The 22,605-nt window shown below is 75.3% G+C and carries 12 protein-coding genes; 11 read left to right on the forward strand and 1 reads right to left on the reverse strand.

All coding sequences use genetic code 11. The annotated features are described in order from the left end of the window. Positions 1–3: 3 nt before the first annotated feature. Positions 4–1,902, forward strand: coding sequence for a non-ribosomal peptide synthetase (locus OG247_RS04000; protein WP_327250869.1), 1,899 nt, complete (start codon positions 4–6; stop codon positions 1,900–1,902). A gap of 12 nt (positions 1,903–1,914) precedes the next feature. Further along, a complete protein-coding gene (locus tag OG247_RS04005) occupies positions 1,915–7,395 on the forward strand; it encodes a condensation domain-containing protein (protein ID WP_327250870.1) in 5,481 nt (1,826 codons plus the stop codon). A gap of 99 nt (positions 7,396–7,494) precedes the next feature. Here OG247_RS04005 and OG247_RS04010 read toward each other — a convergent pair whose 3' ends face one another. Beyond that, positions 7,495–7,827 (reverse strand): nuclear transport factor 2 family protein, encoded by a 333-nt coding sequence (locus OG247_RS04010; protein WP_442813578.1) that lies wholly within the window; start codon positions 7,825–7,827, stop codon positions 7,495–7,497. A 293-nt stretch (positions 7,828–8,120) separates the two neighbouring features. On the opposite strand from OG247_RS04010, the gene OG247_RS04015 reads away from it, so the two are divergent. The 9 genes from OG247_RS04015 to OG247_RS04055 all read left to right on the forward strand — a co-directional run bounded on the left by OG247_RS04015 (position 8,121) and on the right by OG247_RS04055 (position 22,478). After that, positions 8,121–15,314 carry a non-ribosomal peptide synthetase gene (locus OG247_RS04015; protein WP_327250872.1) on the forward strand — a complete coding sequence of 2,398 codons (7,194 nt, stop codon included), beginning with the start codon at positions 8,121–8,123 and terminating at the stop codon, positions 15,312–15,314. Continuing rightward, on the forward strand, positions 15,311–15,517 hold the full coding sequence (locus OG247_RS04020; protein ID WP_327250873.1) for an MbtH family protein: 207 nt from the start codon (positions 15,311–15,313) through the stop codon (positions 15,515–15,517). Before OG247_RS04015 ends, OG247_RS04020 begins: the two co-directional genes overlap by 4 nt. 153 nt (positions 15,518–15,670) lie before the next feature. After that, the gene (locus OG247_RS04025) at positions 15,671–16,198 is read left to right on the forward strand and encodes a cobalamin B12-binding domain-containing protein (RefSeq protein ID WP_327250874.1); all 528 of its coding nucleotides are present in this window, start codon (positions 15,671–15,673) and stop codon (positions 16,196–16,198) included. Next, the gene (locus OG247_RS04030; RefSeq protein WP_327250875.1) at positions 16,195–17,607 is read left to right on the forward strand and encodes a methylaspartate mutase; all 1,413 of its coding nucleotides are present in this window, start codon (positions 16,195–16,197) and stop codon (positions 17,605–17,607) included. The genes OG247_RS04025 and OG247_RS04030 overlap by 4 nt, the downstream gene beginning before the upstream one ends. A 92-nt stretch (positions 17,608–17,699) precedes the next feature. After that, positions 17,700–18,683: an asparagine synthetase A gene (locus tag OG247_RS04035; RefSeq protein WP_327250876.1), complete on the forward strand. Its 984-nt coding sequence runs from the start codon at positions 17,700–17,702 to the stop codon at positions 18,681–18,683. Further along, on the forward strand, positions 18,680–20,056 hold the full coding sequence (locus tag OG247_RS04040; protein ID WP_327250877.1) for a glutamate synthase-related protein: 1,377 nt from the start codon (positions 18,680–18,682) through the stop codon (positions 20,054–20,056). The genes OG247_RS04035 and OG247_RS04040 overlap by 4 nt, the downstream gene beginning before the upstream one ends. After that, positions 20,053–20,442: a hypothetical protein gene (locus OG247_RS04045; RefSeq protein WP_327250878.1), complete on the forward strand. Its 390-nt coding sequence runs from the start codon at positions 20,053–20,055 to the stop codon at positions 20,440–20,442. Before OG247_RS04040 ends, OG247_RS04045 begins: the two co-directional genes overlap by 4 nt. Positions 20,443–20,486: 44 nt before the next feature. After that, positions 20,487–21,755 (forward strand): MFS transporter, encoded by a 1,269-nt coding sequence (locus tag OG247_RS04050; protein WP_327250879.1) that lies wholly within the window; start codon positions 20,487–20,489, stop codon positions 21,753–21,755. Between the two features lie 12 nt (positions 21,756–21,767). Beyond that, positions 21,768–22,478: a 4'-phosphopantetheinyl transferase family protein gene (locus OG247_RS04055; RefSeq protein ID WP_327250880.1), complete on the forward strand. Its 711-nt coding sequence runs from the start codon at positions 21,768–21,770 to the stop codon at positions 22,476–22,478. Positions 22,479–22,605: the final 127 nt, after the last annotated feature.

Here is a 22,605-nt window from a genome sequence, read left to right on the forward strand (position 1 = left end):
ACCATGACCGCCGTGCTTCCCGAGCGTTCCCGTACCTCCGAGTCCGTCCCGGGCGACGCCCCGCGCGCCGTGGCCGACCTGCTGGACCGGCTCGCGCTGGTCCCCGCCGCGCGGACCGCCGTCGTCGCGGCGGACCGCGAGCTGACCTTCGGCGCACTGCGCGCCGAGGCCATGCGGATCGCCTCCCGCCTCGCGGCCCGCGGCATCGGGCCCGAGAGCGTGGTCGCCCTCGCGCTGCCGCGCGGCGCCGGCCTCGTGGCCGCGCTGATCGGCACCCTGACCGCGGGCGCCGCCTACCTTCCGGTTGACCCGAAACTGCCCGCCGACCGGCGCCGCTACCTGATCGAGGACTCCGGCGCCGACCTCGTCGTGACGGCCGGCCGGGACCCCGAGCCGCTCGGCGCGCCGCCGGCCGCCGGTACCGAGCACGTGTCCCTCGCCGAACTGGCCGCGCCGGACGGGGCGTCGGACCCGGTGTACGCCCCGGTGGCCGTGTCCGCCGACACCCTCGCCTACGTGATCTACACCTCCGGCTCGACCGGCCGCCCCAAGGGGGTGGAGATCGGCCGGGCCGCCGCCTCCGCGCTGCTCGCCGAGCTGGAGGGCGCACAGATCGCGGCCACCGACGGGGGCCGGGTCGGCTGGAACGCCTCCCCTTCCTTCGACGCCTCCGTGCAGCAGTGGGTGCGCGTCTGCCGCGGCGACACCCTGGCGATGATCGACGAGGAGACCCGCGCCGACCCGGCGCTGCTGGCCCGCTTCGTCGACGAACAGGCGCTGACCGACCTGGACATCACCCCCTCGCACGCCGAGCCGCTGCTGGACCTGCTGAGCGCGGACGGCGGGCCCCGCCCGCTGACGCTCCTCATCGGCGGCGAGGCGGTCGGCCCGGAGCTGTGGCGGCGCCTCGCGGAGAAGGGGGCGCAGGGCGTCCTGCGCACGGTGAACCTGTACGGGCCCACCGAATGCACGGTGGACTCCACGGCGGGCTGGATCGACGGCGCCGACGAGCCGCACATCGGTAGCGTGCTGCCCGGACTGCGCATGCGGGTCCTCGACGAGAAGCTGAACCCGGTCGCCGAGGGCGGCAGCGGGGAGCTGTACCTGGCGGGCCCCCGCGTGGGCCGGGGCTACCGGCGACGGCCCGCCCTGACGGCTGAACGGTTCACCGCCGACTCCGGCGGGGACTCCGCGTACGGCGGGCGGATGTACCGCACCGGCGACCTGGTGCGGCTGCTGCCGGACGGCCGGCTCGGCTATCTGGGCCGGGCCGACGGACAGGTCAAGCTGCGCGGGCACCGCATCGAACTCCCGGAGATCGAGACCGCATTGACCGCCGTCGAGGGGGTCGCGGAGGCGGCCGTCCTGCTCCTCGACGAGGTGCACGGGGCGCCCGGGCTGGTGGCGTACTACCGCACCACGCCAGACGGTGCCACCGAGGTCACCGAGGGAGCACTGCGCGAGCACCTGGGGGCGGCGCTGCCCGCCTACATGCTCCCGGCGGCCTTCGTCGCCCTGGACCGCTTCCCCACCACCACGAACGGCAAGCTGGACCGGGCCGCACTGCCCGCCCCGGCCGCCGCCTCCCCGGAGCAGGCCCCGGCCGCCGAGGGCCTGACCCGCTCGCAGGAACTGATCGCGGGCGTCTGGGCCGCGGTGCTCGGCGCCTCCCGCATCGGGCCCGACGACAACTTCTTCAAGCTGGGCGGGCATTCGCTCCTCGCGATCAAGCTGGTGTCGCGGGTCCGGGCCGAGCTGGGCGTCGCCCTGCCGGTGAAGGCGGTCTACGCCAACCCCCGCCTGCGGGACCTCGCCTCCCACCTCGACACGCTCGTCGCGGCGACCGCCGACGCGGCTGCCGACGCGGCCGCCGGCACGACCGCCGCGCGCCAGGACAGTTAGGACAGTCAGGACATGACCGAGATCCCGTTGTCGTTCGCCCAGCGCCGGCTGTGGTTCCTGGGCCGGCTGCACGGACCGTCCGCCGCCTACAACGCCCCCGTGGTCGTCCGCCTGGACGCGGTGCCCGACACCGCGGCCCTCGGCGCGGCACTGGCCGACGTGGTGGAGCGGCACGAGGTGCTGCGGACCGTACTGCCGGCCGGGGCCGACGCGGAGCCGTTCCAGCGGGTGCTGGAGACGGCCGCCGTACCGGGGCTCACCACCGCGGAGTGCACGCCCGGCGGCCTGGACGCCGCCGTCGCCGCGTTCACCCGGCAGGCGATCGACATCACCGCCGAACCGCCGCTGCGCGCCCGGCTGTTGCTCCCGGGCGACGGGACCTCGGTACTCGTCCTGCTCATCCACCACGTGGCCACCGACGGATGGTCCGTACGCCCCCTGCTGCGCGACCTGTCCGAGGCGTACGGGGCCCGCCTCGCGGGCCGGGAACCGGACCGGGAGCCGCTGCCGGTCCAGTACACGGACTACAGCCAGTGGCAGCACGAGCTGCTCGGCGACCCCATCGACCCGGACAGCCTCGCCCACGAGCAGGTGGCGCACTGGCGGGAGGTCCTGGCCGGTGCCCCGCAGGTCATCGCCCTGCCCGCCGACCGGCCGCGCCCGGCGGAACCGTCGGGCCGGGGGGCCACCGTGACCTCCGGGCTGGACGCGGCCGGCCACCGCGGGCTGCTCGCCCTGACCCGCGGCCACCGGACGAGCCTGACGATGGCGGCGCGCGCCGCGCTGGCGGCGGCGCTGTCGGCCACCGGGGCGGGCGAGGACGTCGTGATCGGGGCGCCCGTCGCGGGCCGGCCCGACGAGGACCTGTACGACCTGGTGGGCTTCTTCGTCAACTCCCTTGCCCTGCGCACGGATCTGTCGGGCGCCCCCTCGGTCGGCGAGCTGCTGGGCCGGGTGCGGGACGCCGACCTGGCGGCCTACGAGCACCAAGAGCTGCCCTTCGACCTGCTGGTGGAACAGCTCGCACCGGAACGGGCCCTGGGCCACCACCCGTTCTTCCAGGTGATGCTGACGGTGGACGCGGGCGCCGGTTCGTCCGCGCCGGTGGAGCTGGCCGGCGGGATCCGCGGCCGACTGGAGGACGTCGGCCTGGACGCGGCCAAGTTCGACCTCACCTGGTACTGCGCGGAGCGGCACACGGCGGACGGGGCCCCCGACGGGATCGACGTCGCCCTCCAGTACGCGGCCGACCTCTTCGACGAGGACACGGCGCGGCTGCTGCTCGAGGTGTACGTCCGGGCCCTGGGCGCGTTCGCCGCCTCGGCGCAGGACCCGGACCGGCTCCTCGGCGAGCTGGACCTGGTGACGGCCGCGGAATCGCGGGCGCTGGCCGCCCGGCACGCGGCGGCCGTCCCGGACGCGGCCGCTCCGGCTCCGGCCGGGCCGGTGCGCCGCGACGTCCTGTCGCCGCGCGAGGAAATCCTGTGCGGACTGTTCGCGGAGGTGCTGGGCCGCGAGGCGCTGGACGCCGACGCCAACTTCTTCAAATCGGGAGGGCATTCGCTGCTGGCGAGCAAGCTGGTCAACCGGATCAGGGGCGCGCTCGGCCTGGAGCTCGGCATCCGCGACCTGTTCCTGGCTCCGACCCCGACCGCGCTGCACCGCCGCCTCGTCGAACTGGGCGGCGCGGCCACGAGCAGGCCGTCCCTGACGGCCGCGGCCGACCGGCCGCAGCGGCTCCCTCTGTCGGCGGCGCAGCGGGCGCTGTGGCTGCTGGACCGGATCGAAGGGCCCTCCGCGACCTACAACGCGCCGCTGGTGCTGCGCCTGGCGGAGGTCCCGGACCGGGCGGCTCTCGCGGCCGCGCTGGGTGACGTGGTGGGACGGCACGAGGTGCTGCGCACCGTGTACGGCTCCGAGGGCGGCGACCCGTACCAGCGGGTGACGGACAGGGACGGGACGGGGAGGGAGTCGACCTGCCTGGAGGTGGCGCGGTGCGCCCCGCAGGCGCTGGAGGGGCTGGTCGCCGGCTTCGGCCGCGAGCCCTTCGACCTCGCGCTGCGGCCGCCGCTGCGGGCCCGGCTGTTCCTGCCGGGGGACGGTACCTCGGTCCTGGTGCTGCTGGTGCACCACATCGCGACGGACGGGTGGTCGATCGCCCCGCTGCTGCGGGACCTGGGCGAGGCGTACGAGGCGCGGCGCGCGGGCCGGGCCCCCGCGTGGCGGGCGCTGCCGGTGCAGTACGCCGACTACGCCCTGTGGCAGCGCGAGCTGCTGGCGGATCCGGCGGGGCTGCTCGGCTTCTGGAAGGCGGCGCTGGACGGCATGCCGGCCCGGACCGTCCTGCCCGTGGACCGGCCCCGGCCGGCCGAGCCTTCCGGGCGGGCGGTGACGGTCTCGGCGGAGCTGGACCCCGTGGCGCACCGGGCGCTGCTCTCCCTGGCACGCGGGCGCCGGGCCAGCCTGTTCATGGTGGCCCGCGCCGCACTGGCGGCGGCGCTGTCGGCGGCCGGGGCCGGGGAGGACCTGGCGATCGGCACTCCGGTGGCGGGCCGGCCCGACCAGGACCTGCACGACCTGGTGGGCTGCTTCGTCAACTCCCTGGTGCTGCGCACCGATCTGTCCGGGGACCCGGCGGTCGGGGCGTTCGTCGAGCGGGTGCGGGACGCCGACCTGGCCGCCTTCGACCACCAGGACCTGCCCTTCGACGTACTGGTGGAACAGCTGGCCGAACCGGGGCGCGCCTTGGGCGAACACCCCTTCTTCCAGGTGATGCTGACGGTGCAGGAGGCCGCGGACGACACGGTGCGGCTCGGCGGCGTCCGGGGGCGGGCGACGAGCACCGACCTCGGCGCCGCGAAGTTCGACCTCGCCTTCCACTGCGCCGCCCGGCGCGGCGCGGACGGCGCACCGGACGGACTGGACGTGCACGTGCAGTACGCCGAGGACCTCTTCGACGGGGAAACGGCGCGGCTGCTGCTGGAGGTGTACCTACGGGCGCTGCGCGCGTTCGCGGCGTCCGCGGAGACCCGGCTGGGCGCGCTGGAGCTGGTGACGGCCGAGGAGGGGGCGGGTCTCGTCCGGCGCCGTGAGCGCCTCGCCGCGGCCGCCTTGGCCGCCCTGGCGGCGAAGGGGCCGGCGGTGGCCGCGCCCGTGGCGCTCTCGCCCCGGGAGGAGATCCTCTGCGGGCTGTTCGCCGAGGTGCTGGGCCGCGAGGAGATCGCCGCCGACGCCAACTTCTTCAAGTCGGGCGGGCATTCGCTGCTGGCCAGCAAGCTCGTCAACCGGATCCGGGCGGTGCTCGGGGTGGAGGCGGGCATCCGGGACCTGTTCCTGGCCCCGACGGCCACGGCCCTGCACCGGCGGCTGGCCGCGGCGGGCCCGGCGGGCTCCCGGCCGGCTCTGGTACCCGCCGTGAGGCGGCCCGAGCGGCTTCCGCTGTCGTACGCGCAGCGCCGGCTGTGGTTCACCGACCAGCTGGAGGGCCCCTCCCCCGCCTACAACATCGCCCTGGTGCGCCGGCTGGACCGGCCGCTGGACCCGGCGGCGCTCGCCGACGCCCTGGCCGATGTGGCGGCCCGGCACGAGGTGCTCCGCACGGTGTACGGGGCCGAGGGCGGCGAACCGTACCAGCGGGTGCTGGAGCGGGCCCGGCCTCAACTGGAGCTGGCGCGACCGCAGGACGTCTCGGCCGCCGTGGACGAGGCGGCGGGGCACGTCTTCGACCTGACCCGCGATCTGCCGCTGCGGGCCTGGCTGTTCCTGCCGGACGGGGAGGGCCCGCAGACGCTGGTCCTGCTGCTGCACCACATCGCGGCCGACGGCTGGTCCACGGGGCCGCTGCTCGCGGATCTGGCAGCGGCGTACGAGGCACGGCTGGCCGGGCGGGCCCCCGGAGCCCAGCCGCTTCCGGTGCAGTACGCCGACTACACGCTGTGGCAGCGGGAACTGCTCGCCGAAGCCCGGTCCGAACTGGACTTCTGGCAGCGGGCCTTGACCGGTCTGCCCCCGCTGATCGATCTGCCGGCCGACCGGCACCGGCCGGCCGAGCCCTCCGGGCGCGGAGCGCTCACCGCCTTCGCGGTGTCCGCCGACACCCACGCCCGCCTGACCCGCCTCGCCCACGCCCAGGGCGCCACGCTCTTCATGGTGGTGCAGGCGGCGCTCGCCGCGGCCCTGACCCGGCTCGGCGCGGGCACGGACCTCGCGCTCGGCACGACGGTGGCCGGGCGCGGCGACGACGCCCTGTCGGGTCTGGTCGGCTTCTTCGTGAACACCCTGGTCCTGCGCACCGACACGGGCGGCGACCCGACCTTCGAGGAGCTGCTCGGCCGGGTCCGGGAGGCGGGCCTGGCCGCGTACGCGCACCAGGACCTCCCCTTCGACCTGCTGGTGGAGCACCTGAACCCGCACCGGTCCGCGGCCCATCACCCGCTGGTGCAGGTGATGCTCCAGGTCAACCGGGCGGACGGGGGCACGGACGCCGCCGCCGGGGGCCCGCTGGCGGGAGTGGAGCTGCCGTACGGGTCGGCGACCGCGAAGTCCGACCTGACGTTCGCCCTGACGGAACGCCCCGACGGGGGCCTGTCGGGCGTGCTGGAGTACGCCACCGACCTGTACGGGGAGGAGGGCGCCGAGCGCCTGGCCGGGCTGCTCGTGGCGGCGCTGGAGCTGTTCGGTGCCGACCCGGGCCGCCGGGTCGGCGACCTCCCGGCGCCGGCCGACCGACGGGGTGCCCGGCCGGTGGCCGGCGGCTACCGGATCGACGTGGAACACGTCGCGGCGGTCCTCGCGGAGCACCCGGCGGTGGCCGGGGCGCGGGTCCGCGTGCTGGAGGACCGGCTGGTCGCGGAAGTGCTGGACCGTGAGGGCCCGGGCGGCCCGCTGACGGAGGCGGCCCTGCAGGAGTGGGCGGCGGAGCGGCTGCCGGAGTACGCGGTCCCTTCGGCGGTGCGCCTCCTCGCGAGGGCGGCACCGGACCAGGGGCCGTCGCGACCCGCGGCGCGACCCGCGACGGGGTCCACAACGGGGTCCGCGGCTCAGGCGGCGGGCGAGTCCACGGCGCAGGCTTCAGCCGGGTCCGCGGCGCACGCTTCGGGCCGGGTCCAGGACTCGACCGGGGCTTCGGGCCGGGTCCAGGACCCGACCGGGGCCACGAGCCGGGCGCCCGCTGCGGACGGCGGCGACGACCGGCGCGGCGACGACCGGCTGGCTCCGGCGCTGCTGCGGCTGTTCGCGGAGGTGCTGGAGCGTGGGCAGCTCGGCCCCGACGACAACTTCTTCAAGTCCGGCGGGCATTCCCTGCTGGCGGTGCGGCTGGTCAACCGGATCAAGGCGGAGCTGGGCCGGGAGCTGACCCTGCGCGAGGTGTTCCGGCACCCTACGCCGGCCCGGCTGGCGGCGCTGCTCGCGTCGGCGCCCCCGGTCCCGCCGACCCCGCCGCCGGCCCTGCGCCGCCGCACCCGCGCGGGCTCCCGGGTCCGCCAGCCGTAGCGGCGACGCGGCACGCCCCTCCTCTCCCCCCTATCTCCCCGGAAACCGCACGTGAGGCCCTCCCCGACAGCCTGCCGGGGAGGGCCTCTCCGTGGGGGGTCACATGCTGTCGGGCGGGACGGGTGTGGCCTGGTGGTAGTACATCCGCCACGTCGTGGCGGCGCCCTGCCTGCGCCAGAGCGAACTCCGCCGTACCCGCTTTCCGTCCAGGGTGGTCTCGTAGGTGAGGTGCACCAGCCCGGGTGCGAGCAGGACACCGGTGAAGTCCGCGGGCTCGTGGCGCGGGCCGCCTTCTGCCGCGCCGTCCAGCTCGGGCAGCGCGGCGAGCATCTCGTCGTGCGTCCACCGCCGCCCCGACGCACCGACCTCCACGAACTCCGGGTCCAGCAGCTGTCGGGCAAGCGAGCGTGATGCCCGCACGCAGGGGTCCATCAGGCGCAGCTCGCCCGCGATCGCTTCGCGTACCTCATCCGTCTCTTGGGTCACGCAGGCATCGTCGCCCAGGTGACCGAGCCCCTCGCAACCGAGTTACCACGCGCAGGGCACGGCTCGTCGGGGATGCGCGCTCCGGGTGACCGGCCGGGCCCCGGGTGACCGGCAGTTCGGGGCGGCAGTAAGGGGAGCGGGGAGCTGCCGCGGGGACTGCCCGGCGGGGCGGGGCGCGGTGCCTAGCGTGGGGGCACGGACTCCGCTCCGCATCCCATCCCCCGCCTGGAGGCTCCGCGATGCCCTCGACCGCCCCCACCGCCTCCGCCGTCCTGGACGGCGGACCGGCGATCACCCCGGCGCCCCGCGTGCTCGACCGGATCGACGCCCGGGTCGCCGACGGCGCCGAGCGGCTCGCCCTGGTGCACGGCGAGCGCCGGATGACGTACGGGCAGCTCGCCCTCGCCGTGGCGTTCCGCGCCGAGGAGCTCGCCACCGAGGGCGCCGGGCCCGGCCGGCTGGTGGCCGTGCACCGGCCGCGCGGGATCGACGCGGTCGTGGGGCTGCTGGCCGCCCTGCGGACCGGCGCCGCCTACCTGCCGCTGGACCCCGCCGCACCGGCCGCCCGTACGGCCGCCATCCTGGCGGACTGCGCCGGGCAGGACGTCCGCCCGGCGGAGGGCGAGTCCGTCCTCCCCGGCCCCGGCGTCCCGCAGGACGCCGCGTACGTGATCTACACCTCCGGCTCGACCGGAACCCCCAACGGGGTGGTGGTCGGGCAGGACGCCCTGGCCCACTTCACGGCCGGGGCCACCGTCCGCTACGGCATCACCGCCGAGGACCGGGTCCTGCAGTTCGCGCCGCTGCACTTCGACGCGAGCGTCGAGGAGGTGTTCCTGACCCTGGGCGCCGGCGCCACGCTCGTCCTGCGCGACGAGGAGATGCTGGACGTACCCGGGCTGCTGGCCGGGTGCGCCGCGCACGGCGTGACCGTACTGGACCTCCCCACGGCCTACTGGCACGAGCTGGCCCACGCCCTCGCCGCCGGAATCGCCGAACTCCCCTCCACCATCAGCACGGTGGTCATCGGCGGCGAGGCCGCGCTGCCCGAGCGGGTGGCTCAGTGGTGCCGGGCCGTGGACCCGGACCGGGTGCGGCTGCTGAACACGTACGGCCCGACCGAGGCCACCGTCGTCGCCACCGTCGCCGACCTCTCCCGGCACCCGGGCGGTCCGGTCCCGATCGGAGAGCCGCTGCCGGGCGTGCGCGCGGCCGTCGTGGACGACGAGCTGTGGTTGCTCGGCGGAGGTCTGGCCCTCGGCTATCTCGGCCGGCCGGAGCTGACCGAACGGCGCTTCGCGGCGCTGGGCGCCGAGCGCGCGTACCGGACCGGTGACGTGGTGTTCGTCCGGGAGGACGGGCAGCTCGGCTTCCGGGGGCGCGCCGACGACGAAGTAAAGATCAACGGTCACCGGGTGGACCCGGCGTCCGTCGAGTCGGTGCTCACCGCCCACCCGGGGGTCCGCGAGGCCGCCGTGGTGCCGCAGGAGACCGCGGACGGAGTGAAGCGGCTGGCCGCCTTCGTCGTCGCGGATCCGGAGGTGGACGCCGACGCGCTGCGCGCCCGGGCGCGGGCCCACCTGCCCCCCGCCGCCGTGCCGTCGGTCATCACGCTGGTGGAGGCCCTGCCCCGTACCTCCTCCGGCAAGATCGACCGCAAGCTGCTGCGTACCGCGCCCGCAGGGGACCGGGCTGCCGTCGCGTCGGTGTTCGACGGGGCGGTCCTGCCCGCCGAGGAGCGGATCCCGCTGTCCTTCGCGCAGCGCCGGCTGTGGTTCCTGGCCGGGCTCGAGGGCCCCTCCACGACCTACAACCTCCCGCTGGTGCTGCGGCTGGACGCCGTCCCCGACCGGGACGCGCTGACCGCGGCCCTCGCCGACGTCGTGGAGCGCCACGAGGTGCTGCGCACGGTGTACCCGGCCGTCGACTCCGAGCCGTACCAGCACGTCCTGGAACCGCTTCCGGTCCCGCTGGCGGTGACGGAGTGCTCGCCGGGCGAACTCGACGCGCTGGTCGCGCGGTTCACCGCCGGCACCTTCGACCTGTCCTGCGAACTCCCCATCCGTGTGCGGCTGTTCATCACGGGTGACGGCGGGTCCACCCTCGCGCTGCTGACCCACCACATCGCCACCGACGGCTGGTCGGTGGGCCCGCTGCTGCACGACCTGGGCGAGGCGTACGCGGCGCGGCTGACCGGCGCCGCACCCGGCTGGGAGCCGCTGCCGGTGCAGTACGCCGACTACACCCTGTGGCAGCACGAGCTCCTGGAGGATCCGGCCGGGCTGCTGGACCACTGGCGGGCCGCCCTGGACGGGATGCCGACCGTACTGGACCTGCCCGCCGACCGGCCGCGGCCCGCCGAGCCCACCGGGCGGGGCGGCGGGCTCACCGCGCGGCTGGACGCCGACGCGTTCCGGCGGCTCGCCGCGCTCGGCGAGGAGCGGGGCGCCAGCCTCCTGATGGTCCTCCAGCCGGCCCTGGCCCAGGCGCTGGCCGCCGTCGGCGCGGGAACGGACATCCCGATCGGAACCCCGGTCGCGGGCCGCGGCGACGAGGCCCTCGACGGCCTCGTGGGCTTCTTCGTGAACACCCTGGTGCTGCGCACGGACGTCTCGGGAGACGTCCCGTACGCGGAGCTCGTGGACCGGGCCCGGGACGCCGACCTGGCCGCCTACGCCCACCAGGAACTGCCTTTCGACCTGCTGGTGGAACACCTCGCCCCGGACCGCTCGCTCGCCGTCAACCCGTTCTTCCAGGTGATGCTGACGGCCCAGCAGCAGGACGCGCAGGACGCGCAGACCCCGGAGCCGGCCGGCGCACTCACCGGCCGGTTCGTGGAACCGGGCCTGGAGGCAGCAAAGTTCGACCTCAGCGCCGCCTGCGTCGCCGCGCCCGACGGCACTCTGGAGGTGTGGTGGCAGTACGCGGCGGACCTCTTCGACGAGGAGACGGCGCGGCTGCTGCTGGACGTGTTCGTACGGGCCCTGGCCCGGGCCGCGGCAGACCCCGGCGGGCCGCCCTCCGCGAGCCCGCTGCTCGACGAGGCGGAGCTGCGGGGCCTCGCCGAGCGCCGGGCCCGCGTGGCCCTCGCCCGCGCGGCGCAGGCCCAGGCCCAGGCGGTGTGCGCGGCGCAGGCCGCGCCCATCGGGGACTCGGCCGCCGAAGGGGTGCTCTGCTCGCTGTTCGCCGAGGTCATCGGCATCGACCGGGTGGCACCGGACGACAACTTCTTCTCGGTCGGCGGCCATTCCATGATGGGCGTGCGGCTGGTGAACCGGATCCGCGCCGTGCTCGGCCTGGAGGCCCGGATCCGCGACCTGTTCCTCGCGCCGACCCCGGCCGGGCTGGCGCTGCGCCTCACCCGGGACGGCACGGGCACCGGACGGGCGCCGCTGGTCCCGGTGGCGGAGGCCGACCGGCCGGAGCGGGTACCGCTGTCGTACGCGCAGCGCCGGCTGTGGTTCGTCGACCAGTTGGAGGGCCCGAGCCGCTCCTACACCATCCCGTTCGCCCTGCGCCTGGACCGGCCGCTGGACCCGGCCGTGCTGGCCGACGCCCTCGCCGACGTGGCCGGGCGGCACGAGGTGCTGCGGACCGTGTACCCGGCGGTGGACGGGCAGCCGTACCAGCACGTACGGGAGTCGGCGCGGCCGGTGCTGGAACGGATCGCGGCGCCGGCCGGCGGACTGGAGGCGGCCATCGACGCGGCGGCCGGGCACGTCTTCGACCTGGCGGCCGAACTTCCCTTCCGCGCCGCGCTGATCGACCCCGCGGACGGAGACGGAGACCGGGACGGAGACGGGGACGGACACGGGGACGAGGACGGTGACAGGGCCGGCGACGGAAGCGGACAGGTGCTGGTGCTGCTCGTGCACCACATCGCCGCCGACGGCTGGTCGACCGGCCCGCTGCTGGCCGACCTGGCCGCCGCGTACGGGGCCCGGCAGGAGGGGCGGGCCCCCGGCTGGCGGCCGCTCCCCGTGCAGTACACGGACTACACCCTGTGGGAGCGGGCGGCCCTCGACGGCGGGGCCGCCGCCGGGCACGTCGCCCACTGGAAGCAGGCCCTGGCCGGCGCGCCCCCGGTCCTGGAGCTGACGGCGGCCCGTACCCGGCCCGCGGAGGCCACGCACCGGGGCGCGGCGACCCCGCTCGCCCTGGACGCCGATGTGCACGCCCGGCTGGAGCGCCTCGCCCTGGACCACGGGGCCTCCGTGTTCATGGTGGTCCAGGCGGCCCTGGCGGCGACGCTGACCCGGCACGGCGCCGGCACCGACCTGCCGCTGGGCACGGTCGTGGCGGGGCGTGACGACGAGGCCCTGAACGACCTGGTCGGCTTCTTCGTCAACACGCTGGTGCTGCGCTGCGACACCTCCGGCGATCCCCGGTTCGCGGACCTCCTCGAGCGGGTCAAGGACACCGACCTCGCCGCGTACGCCCACCAGGACCTCCCCTTCGACCTGGTGGTGGAGCAGCTCAACCCGGCGCGGTCCACCGCCCATCACCCCCTGGTCCAGGTCGTGGTGCAGGTCCATCCCGCGGAACCACCGGCTCCGGCGGACGCGGCGCTGGCCGGGACCCCGCTGGGGACGGCCTCCGGGTTCACCAAGTTCGACCTGACCGTGTCGCTGCGCGAGACGCGCACGGCGGACGGCGCCCCGGACGGGCTGGAGGGCGTACTGGAGTACGCGACGGACCTCTACGACGAGGGGACGGCGGCCCAGCTGGCCGCGCACCTGGCCCGCACGCTGCGGGCGGTTGCCGAGGACCCCGGGCAGCGCATCGGGGACATCGCCCTCCTCTCCGCCGAGGAGGAGTTCCGCCTGGTCACCGAGTACAACGACACGGCGACCCCGCGGGAGGCCTGCGGACTGGTCCACGAGCGGTTCGCCGCCCAGGCCCGCCGCACCCCGGACCGGATCGCGGTCTCGTACGAGGAGGAGACGCTGACCTACGCGGCCCTCGACGCCCGCGCCAACGTCCTCGCGCACCGGCTGCTGGCGGCCGGCGTGGCCCGGGACGGGGCCGTCGGCGTCCTGATGGACCGTACGCCGGACCTGCTGGTGGCGGCGCTCGCCGTACTCAAGTGCGGGGCCGCCTACGTGCCGCTGGACCCGCGGCTGCCCGACACCCGGGTGCGCATGGTCATGGAGGACGTGGCGGCGCGGGTGCTCCTGACACAGGAGTCGCACCGCGAACGGCCCGCCGTGCTCCAGGAGGCGGCGGCCGGGGTCCGGGTGATGACCGCCGCCCCGTCGCCGGAAGGCGGCGGGTCCGGGGCGGGCGCGGGGGCCCCGGCCGGGGCGGACGCGTCCGATCCGGGGATCGCCGTGGGCGAGGACGCCCTGATGTACGTGATGTTCACCTCCGGCTCGACCGGCCGCCCCAAGGGCGTCGGCGTCACCCACCGCAACGTGGTGGAACTGGTCACCGACCGCTGCTGGAACCGGGCCAACCACCGCCGGATGCTGGTCCATTCGGCCATCGGCTTCGACGCCTCGACCTACGAGCTGTGGGTTCCGCTGCTGAACGGAGGGCAGCTGGTCATCGCCCCCGGCGACGGCACCGACGTCGCCGAGCTCGACCACACCGTCCGTACCCACGGCGTGACCGCGGCCTACTTCACCATGGGCCTCTTCCACATCATGGCTGACGAGGGCCTGGACACCCTCAAGCTCCTCGACGAGGTCTGGACCGGCGGTGACGTGGCCTCCCCGAGCGCCCTCCAGCGGGTTCTGGAGCACTGCCCGGAGACCGTGCTCGTCCACTCCTACGGCCCGACCGAGACCACCTTCGCCTCGCACCAGCAGCGGATCCCGGCGGGACGGGGCACCCTCCCCGGCGTGTTCCTGGGGGCGGCCCTGGACAACACCCGGGTCCACGTCCTCGACGAGCGGCTGCGGCCGGTCCCCATCGGGGTGGCCGGCGAGATGTACATCGCCGGCACCCAGGTGGCCCGCGGGTACCTGGGCCGGCCGGGGCTGACGGCCGAGCGGTTCGTCGCCGACCCGTTCGGCGCCGACGGCGGCCGGATGTACCGCACGGGCGACCTCGTGCACTGGACCCCCCAGGGCGAACTGCGGTTCGTGGGGCGGGCGGACGGCCAGATCAAGCTGCGCGGCTTCCGGATCGAGCCCGGGGAGATCGAGTCGACGCTGGCCCGCCACCCCGGCGTCGGGCAGGTCGCGGTGGTCGTCTTCGAGGACGGCCCCGGCGGCAAGCGACTCGTCGCGTACGCCGTGCCGCGCGCGGGCCACGGCCTCACGGACGAGGGGCTGTTGCGCTGGGCGGCGGGCGAACTCCCCGAACACATGGTGCCGTCGGCGGCCGTACTGCTCGACTCCATCCCGCTGACCGTCAACGGCAAGCCCGACCGCAAGGCCCTGCCGGCCCCCGCACTCTCCGCACGCCCCTCGGGGCGGCCCCCGCGCAATCCGCGCGAGGAGATCCTGTGCGGCCTGTTCGCCGAGGTGCTGGGTGTGGAGGGGGTGGGCATCGACGACAACTTCTTCGGCCTGGGCGGTCATTCGCTGCTCGGGGTGCGTCTGGTGAGCCGGATGCGGACCGTGCTCGGGCTGGAGCGCGGGGTGCGCGACCTGTTCCGCACTCCGACGGTCGCGGGCCTCCTGGGCGACGAGCCCAGCGACTTCGACCCGATGGGCGTGGTGCTCCCGCTGAGCACCGGCGGGGCGCGGCCGCCGCTGTTCTGCGTCCACCCCGGTACCGGGGTCGGCTGGCCGTACGCGGGCCTGGCCCAGCACCTGGGGCCGGACCAGCCGCTGTACGCGATCCAGGCGCGGGCACTGAGCGAGCTGGGCCACTCCCCCGCATCGGTGGAGGAGATGGTCGCGGACTACCTCCCGCTGATCCGGGAGGTCCAGCCGCACGGCCCGTACCGCTTCCTGGGCTGGTCCTTCGGCGGCACGGTCGCCCACGCCCTCGCCGTGCGTCTGGCCGAGCTCGGGGAGCGCACCGAGCTGCTGGCGATGATGGACGTCCACCTGCTGCCCACCGAGCCGGTGCGACGGCGGATGACCCCGGCGCAGAAGCGGGACATGCTGGTCGGCGACGCCTCCGACGAGCCGGCCGACGCGCCGTTCGACGTGGACGCGCTGATCGGCCTGGTCCGGCTGAAGGACCCGGTGCTCGGGGCCTTCTCGGACGGGGAGATCCGCTCCGTCATCGGAGCCTCCATCAACCACGCCGAAATCATGAACCTGTACGCCCCGCGCCCGGTCGCCACCGACATGCTGTTCCTGGCGGCCATCGAGGACGGGGAAACGGAAAACACTCTCGCGCAGCACTGGATTCCCTATGTGGAAGGCAGCGTCGAGAATCACATCATCGGGGTCCCGCACACCAGAATGGGTGAACCCGAACCGCTTGCCCTGATCGGCCGTATTCTTTCCGAGAAATTGAGGAGCCTGTCATGACCAATCCTTTCGACGACACCGAGGGCACGTTCCACGTCGTGGTCAACGCCGAGGGGCAGCACGCCCTGTGGCCCGTCTTCGCCGATGTTCCCGCAGGCTGGGACGTTGTCTTGGCTGCCGGCACACGGGCGGACGCGCTCGCCTACGTGGAGCGGAACTGGACGGACATCCGCCCCAAGAGCCTGGTCGCCCAGTACGCCTGACCCCTTTCCAACCGTTCAGGAAAACCGTGTCCCGCACTGCGGGGCACGGTTTTCCGTTTTCACCGAACGCATCCCTCCCGGAGTTTCCACCGCCCCGGATACTGCCGGTCCAACTTCCCCTCGAGCGGGCCGCCTCTTCCTATATTCGTCCGTATGCGACGACGGAATGTGAAAATCCTTCTCACGGGTACGGCTTCGGATTCCCACACATGGAACCTGGTCTATCTGCAGCTGCTCCTGGAGGAGCTCGGGCACCCGGTCTGCACTCTGGGTCCCTGTGTGACGGACGAGCTCCTGACGACGGCCTGCACGGCCGAGCAGCCCGGCCTCGTGGTCATCAGCAGTGTCAACGGGCACGGCTACCGGGACGGGCTGAGCGCCGTGCGCGCCGTGCGCCGGGCCGGCCTGACCCTTCCCGTCGTCATCGGCGGCAAGCTCGGCGTGGCCGGCGCGGCCGACCCGGAGCAGCGCGCACGGCTCCTCGACGCGGGCTGCGACGCCGTCTTCGACGACGGTGACGTCACCGCCCTGAAGTCCTTCGTCGCCGCCCTCGGCGCGACCTCGCCGACCGGCCGGCACGTCGTGCCGCGGGCCACCCCGCTTGCCACCCCGCGGGCCGTCGCGCCGAGCGCGGCACGGGCCGGCGCCGGGCCGGCCACCGCCCGGCAGGCCGTCGCATGACCGCCGCCACGCTCGCCGCACCGAACGTGGCCGCCCCGTCCGCCTCCACGGCTTCCACGGCTTCCCCGACTTCCACGGCTTCCACGGCTTCCTTCGGCGCGTTCGTCGCGGACGCCGCCGCCTCCGGTCAGCTGGTCGTCCAGCCGCGGATGGGTTTCGGCGATCCGCGCCGGATGCGGGCCGGTCTGGAACGCACCAAGGCCGCCGTGGCCACCACCGTCGGCACCCTCACCATCGACAGCTACACCCGGGTCGGCGACCACGCCGCGGCACGCGACGCCCTCGCCGAGGGCACCCCGCTCAACGGCTACCCGATCGCCACCCACTCCGCCGAGCTCACCCGGAACCTCCTCGCGGGCGTGCTCGACGCCGGGTTCCCCGTCCAGGTACGGCACGGCTCCTCGCGGCCGGAGGCGATCGTCCGGGCGCTGGCCGCCGCCGGGCTGGACGCCACGGAGGGGGGACCGGTCTCGTACTGCCTGCCCTACGGGCGCACCCCGCTCGCCGAGTCCGTGAAGAACTGGGCGCACTGCTGCGAACTGCTCGCCTCGCTCGTCCAGGCGCCGCGGACGGCGCACGTGGAGAGCTTCGGCGGCTGCATGCTCGGCCAGCTCTGCCCGCCCGGGCTGCTGGTCGCCATCAGCCTGCTGGAGGGCCTGTTCTTCGTCCGGCACGGCATCCGCAGCGTGTCCCTCAGCTACGCGCAGCAGACCGACCCCGGGCAGGACGCGGAGGCGGTACGGGCACTGCGCCGGCTGGCCTCGGAGTTCCTGCCTCCGGACGTGGACCAACACGTCGTCCTCTACACCTACATGGGCGTCTTCCCGCACACCGAGCGCGGCGCCACCCGACTGCTGGAGGCCTCGGCACGGCTGGCCGTGACCTCGGGGGCACAGCGGCTGATCGTCAAGACGGCCGCCGAGGCGCACCGGATCCCCACCGTGCTGGAGAACGTCCGCGCCCTGGAGACGGCCGCGGCGACGGCCGCGCTGACCGGGCCGACGCGCGAGGCGGCTCAGTCGGCGGACAGCGAGGTGTACCGGGAGGCCCGGGCCTTCGTGGAGGCCGTCCTCGAACTCGGCGAGGACCTCGGGAAGGCCCTGCGCACCGCTTTCGCGCGGGGAGTCCTGGACGTCCCGTACTGCCTGCACCCCGACAACGCCGGGCGCTCGCGCAGCTTCGTCGACGCGGGGGGACGGCTGCGCTGGTCCGAGACGGGCGCGATGCCCGTCGCCCCCCACCCGGTGCGCGGCGGGCGGGTGCCGGGGTCCGTCCGGTCGATGACCTCGGACGGGTTGCTGGCGGCGCTGGGCCGGGTGGCCTCGCAGTACGACGGCCCGCCGGCGCCCGGTTCCGGGGGCGCGGGCGGAGCCCGGGCCGGGGCTCGAGCGGCCCGGGCCCCCGCGTGAACCGCTCCGACGACGGCACGCCCGGGCCCGGTCCCCGTCACGCGCACACCGGTACACCACGACCACGAACAGGAAAAGGAACAGGACCCGACATGGACTTCTCGACCCCTCCCCCGCTGGGTGAGCACCTGCGCTCGCCGCAGCTCCGGTCCGCGATGCTCGTCCAGCAGGAAGCCCTCCACGCGGCGCGGCAGTTCCTGCGCGGCGAGGGCTTCGTGGAGCTGCTGCCGCCCCTGGTGGGCCCGGTCACCGACCCGGGCGGGCGCGGCGCGAAGGCGCTGGACGTCGACTACTACGGACAGCCGTACAAGCTGATGACGAGCGCGATCCTCTACAAGCAGGCTTCCCTGAAGGGCTTTCCGCGCCTCTTCTACATCGCCCCGAACGTCCGGGTGGAGCCCCCCGAGACCGCGGGCACGGGCCGCCACCTGGTGGAGTTCCACCAGATCGACGTGGAGATGGCGGGCGGCAGCCGGGCCGACGCCCAGGAGATCGCGGCCGGCCTGCTGACCAGCGTGGTCGACCACGTGTGGACGGCCGTCCCCGAGGTGCTCCGTGAACTGGGCCGGGACGAGCTGGACTTCGCCGAGCTGCGGTCCGGGAAGTTCGACTCCTGCACGCACGAGGAGGCGGTGGCCCGGCTGATCGGGCGGGGCCACCCGCAGAGTCCGGACGCGGAGATCGACTGGGAGGGCGAGAAGGTGCTCTCCCTGGAGGCCGACCGGCCGTTCTTCATCGACGACTACCCGAAGGGTTCGCGCGGCTTCTACGACCGCGAGGACCCCGAGCGCCCGGGCGTGCTGCGCAACTTCGACCTGATCGCGCACGGCGGGTTCGGCGAGCTGGTCAGCGGAAGCGAGCGGGAGTCGGGCTACGCGGCGATCGTGACCCGGATGCGCGAGAGCGGCGAGAACCCGGCCAAGTACGCCTGGTACCTGGAGCTGGCCCGCGAGGGCATCGAGCCCAGCGCCGGCTTCGGCATGGGGCTGCAGCGCCTGGTGCGGTACCTGACCGGGCTCGACGCCCTCTGGCAGGTCAGCGCCTACCCGAAGCTGCCGGGGGTGATCGCGCCGTGAGCTCACTGGGTGCGCCGGGCTTCCCGGAGCGGGCGGTACGGGCCAGGGCCCGGGCGGGCACGGCCGAGGTGTTCCCGGCGGCGGACGCCTACGGGGCGGAACTCTTCGGGTCGGCGGCCGGCGGGTACGGGACCGACGGCTACGGGAACGACGGGTACGGGAACGGCTCGTACGGGAACGGCTCGTACGGGTACGGGGCCTGGTCCCCGGGAGCCGCCCCCGACGCCTTGGACGCGCTGCGGATCGCGCCGCCGGTCTTCATGCCGCGGCGGCTGGAGAAGCTGATCGACCTGGGCCGCGAGCCCTCGTACGAGGACGTGGACCTGGACACGTCGATCGGCGGTTTCACGGCCCGACTGCCGCTGTACCTCTCGGCGTTCGGCTCCACCCGGGCCGGCAGCGGCGACCTCGGGGTGGCGGCCGGGCGGCAGGCGGCGCGGCTCGGGATCCCGATGGTGATCGGCGAGAACATGGTGCCGGTGCACGGCTACGCCCGCGGCGGTGACGGCGGGGCCACCCGCTCGGCCCTGCTGGAACGGGTGGCCGCCTACGCGGAGTCCGTCCCGGACGGGGTCGGCGGCGTCGTCGTCCAGCAGTCCACCGAGGACGCCGACTCCGAGGTCTGGAACCTGCTCTACAGCGACCCGGGGACCCGGCCGCTGCGCGATTCGGGCCGGCTCGGCTTCGAACTCAAGGTGGGCCAGGGCGCCAAGCCCGGACTCGGCGGGATGACGGTGGTGGGCGCGGAGGAAGCCGGCCGGCTGGCCGGGCAGTTCGCCGTTCGGGACCTCCTGGGCGCCGCCGACGGCAGGCGGCTGCGGTGTGCGACGCCCGGCACCTTCACCGAGGAGATCGTCCGCCAGCAGCTGCGGTTCATGCGGAACAACTTCCCGCTGGCCCGCACCTGGGTGAAGTTCCACCCGGGCCGGGACATCGCGGCGGCCACCGCCACCGCCTGGGCGGCGGGCGCGGACGCGGTCACGGTGGACGGCGCCGAGGGCGGCACCGGCTGGGCACCGCGGGTGTTCCTCGACCAGGTGGGGCTGCCGCTCGGGGAGTGCCTGCGCCGGATCGGCCGCCCGGCCGGGGACCTGCTCGCGACGGGCCGGATCTGGGAGGGCGGCCGGGCGGCACGGGCCCTGGCGCTGGGCGCGACCGCGGTGGGCCTGGGCCGGGCCGCGCTGCTGGCGGTGGACGAGGACCCCGAGGCGGGCCTGATCCGGCTCGTCGAGGCCCTGGCGCTGGAGCTGCGGCTGCTGGTCAGCGCCCTCGGGAAGTACCGCGTCGCCGATCTGGACCCGGCGGACCTGTGGTCCCCGGACACCCCGGTGCCGGGAGCCGTGCCGGCCGTCGCGCTCGGGAGCCCGTCATGAGGGCGCCCGGCCCGGCCCGGCCCGCCGTTCCCGCCGTCGCCGGCCCGGTGCCCGGGCGGGCCCTCCCGAGGCCCGTGCCGGGCGGCCGGCTCGCGGGGCCGCCCGGGCGCCGTCGGCGTGCGGCGTGCGTCCGCGGACGGTTCCGGCTCTCGGAAGTACCGGGGGTCAGTGCGGCCGCCGTCCCCGCGGCGGGCCCGGCCGCCACCGCCGCCGCGGCCACGGCCGCGTACCGGGCGCTCGGAGCGGCGGGCCTCGGACACCTCGGGGGCCGCCTGGAACTGCGGACGTACGGCGGCGCCCCCCGCGGCTCCGACCTGGCGCGCGCCGCACGGCGGGCCGTGGCCGTCGCCCTCGCCGGCCCGCACCGCCACGGTGACCGGCGATGAACCACCCCACCCCTCCCTCAGCCCACACAGAGAACAGGTGCACCATGGACACCCCCGTACAGCAGGTTCCGCAGCCCTCCCAACCGGTCCAGTGGGGCCGGGTCGGCTCCCTCGTCGGCGGCCAGGCCTCCGTGCAGCTCGGCAGCTTCGCCCTGCTCATCGCCATGAACTGGACCGCCGTCGAGCTGGGCGGCACCCGTGCGGTCACCCTGCTGATGCTCGCCGCGACCGTGCCCCGCGCCCTCATGCTGATCTTCGGCGGGGCGGTGGCCGACACCCTCGGACCGCGTTTCATCCTCCTGCGCACCACGGCCGCCCGCGTCGTCTTGCTCGCCGCGGGCGCCGTGGTCACCGCCACCGCCCACCAGCTGTGGCCGCTGGTGGTGATCGCGCTGGTCGAGGGGATCCTCCTGGGCCTGGCCGGACCGGCGTCCGGCGTCCTGCTGCCGATGTTCGCCCGCGGCGACCAGCTGGCCCGCGCGAACTCCCTCTACGCGATGGTGCTGCGCGTCGCCCCCATCCTCGGCGCCCCGGCCGGAGCACTCCTGATCACCGTCGGAGAACTGTGGCTGGCGATGCTGGTCGGCGCCGTCACCGGAGCCATCTGGCTCGGCTGCCTGCTGCACGTCACCCACGGCTTCGTCCGCCCGAAGCCGGAGCCCGGCGTCTCCCTGGTCAAGCGCTCCGGCGACGGTTTCCGGCTGCTTGCCGCCCACCCCCGGCTGCGCTGGATGTTCGTCGCCGCCCTCTGCCTCGACCTCGCCTTCAGCTGGCCCGCGGAGGTGGCGCTGCCGCTGCTGGTCTCCGAGCGCGGCTGGGGCGTCAGCGCCGTGGGCGTGGTGCTGGCGGCCTTCAGCGTGGGCGCGCTCGGCTCCAGCGCGGTGGGCGCCGCGATGGCGCACCGCATCCCGATGTTCGTGCGCCTCGTCGTCACCGGCGCCGGCCTCGCCGCCGGAATCCTCGTGATGGCCCTGATGCCGTCCGTGGTCTCGCTCACCGCCGTCGCCGCCGGGGTCGGACTGCTGTCCGGTCTCAACGGCCCCGCGATCGTCACCCTGTACCAGCAGGCGGCCCCCGAGGACCGGATGGGAGCGGCGATGTCCACCCTCGCCCTGGCCGGTATCGGCACCGCCCCCATCTCCATCGCCGTCTTCAGCTCGCTCTCGCTCGTCCTCGGCATCCAGACCACGTGGCTGTTGTGCGGCGCGATCGCCTTCGTCTCCCCGGTGGCGGCGGTACTCGCACTGCGCCACCCCGCGCGGGCCGAGGAGCCGGCGCCGGTGGAGCAGATCCCCGTCCCCGCGGCCGCCTGAGGAGGTCCCCCCATGTCCGTACTGACCCGGCAACTCCTGGTCCCGGAAAGGCTGTCGGACCCCGGTCCGGCGCAGGCCGTCCTGGTGGCCGCGAGCCCGCAGCTGTGGCTCGTGGACACCACGAACTACCGGGTGCACGCCGCCCGGCACGCCCCCGGCACCCTGGACGCCCAAGAGCTGGCCCGCGCGGCCGAGTTCGTCCAGGCCGCCGACCGGGACGCGTACGTCTGCGCGCACGTCGCACTGCGGCGGCTGCTCGGCGCGTACCTGGGCATCGTCCCGCGCGAGGTCACCGTCGAGCGGGCTCCGTGCGCACACTGCGACGAGCCGCACGGACGCCCCGTACTCCCGGGCGGAGCCCTGCACTTCTCGCTCTCGCACTGCACCGACATCAGCCTGCTGGCGTTCGCGACCGCCCCGGTCGGGGTGGACGTGGAGGAGCTGGTGGCACCCCGGACCATCCCGGAACTGGCCGACGTCCTGCACCCGCGGGAAGCCGCCGAACTGGCGGCCCTCTCGCCCGGGGAACGCTCGGCGGCCTTCACCCGGGTCTGGACCCGCAAGGAGGCCTACCTCAAGGGCCTGGGGGTCGGGCTGTCGGAGAACCCGGCCGCGGACTACGTCGGTTCGGGCGCCGCGCCGGCCCGCCTGCCGGGGTGGACCCTGACCGACGTCCTGGTTCCGGCCGGCCACTGCGCGGCCCTCGCCCTGCACACGCCGTGACCCGGCAGCCCGGGGGCGGCCCGACCGGCCGCCACCCTCGCCGCGCCCGGGACGGCCGAACCAGCCGTGCGAGCAGCGGCGTTCGGGCACCGGTCGGATCCGCCGACGGGAGCGCGGCCTGCTGACG

This window comes from Streptomyces sp. NBC_01244 (genome assembly GCF_035987325.1).
Lineage (GTDB): Bacteria > Actinomycetota > Actinomycetes > Streptomycetales > Streptomycetaceae > Streptomyces.

Bases quoted from the DNA above. Each gene is read 5' to 3' on its own strand.
- OG247_RS04050 (WP_327250879.1), top strand. From the start codon at position 20,487: ATGGACACCCCCGTACAGCAGGTTCCGCAGCCCTCCCAACCGGTCCAG.
- OG247_RS04035 (WP_327250876.1), top strand. From the start codon at position 17,700: ATGGACTTCTCGACCCCTCCCCCGCTGGGTGAGCACCTGCGCTCGCCG.
- OG247_RS04030 (WP_327250875.1), top strand. From the start codon at position 16,195: ATGACCGCCGCCACGCTCGCCGCACCGAACGTGGCCGCCCCGTCCGCC.
- OG247_RS04055 (WP_327250880.1), top strand. From the start codon at position 21,768: ATGTCCGTACTGACCCGGCAACTCCTGGTCCCGGAAAGGCTGTCGGAC.
- OG247_RS04015 (WP_327250872.1), top strand. From the start codon at position 8,121: ATGCCCTCGACCGCCCCCACCGCCTCCGCCGTCCTGGACGGCGGACCG.
- OG247_RS04045 (WP_327250878.1), top strand. From the start codon at position 20,053: ATGAGGGCGCCCGGCCCGGCCCGGCCCGCCGTTCCCGCCGTCGCCGGC.
- OG247_RS04020 (WP_327250873.1), top strand. From the start codon at position 15,311: ATGACCAATCCTTTCGACGACACCGAGGGCACGTTCCACGTCGTGGTC.
- OG247_RS04000 (WP_327250869.1), top strand. From the start codon at position 4: ATGACCGCCGTGCTTCCCGAGCGTTCCCGTACCTCCGAGTCCGTCCCG.
- OG247_RS04010 (WP_442813578.1), bottom strand. From the start codon at position 7,827: ATGGACCCCTGCGTGCGGGCATCACGCTCGCTTGCCCGACAGCTGCTG.
- OG247_RS04025 (WP_327250874.1), top strand. From the start codon at position 15,671: ATGCGACGACGGAATGTGAAAATCCTTCTCACGGGTACGGCTTCGGAT.
- OG247_RS04005 (WP_327250870.1), top strand. From the start codon at position 1,915: ATGACCGAGATCCCGTTGTCGTTCGCCCAGCGCCGGCTGTGGTTCCTG.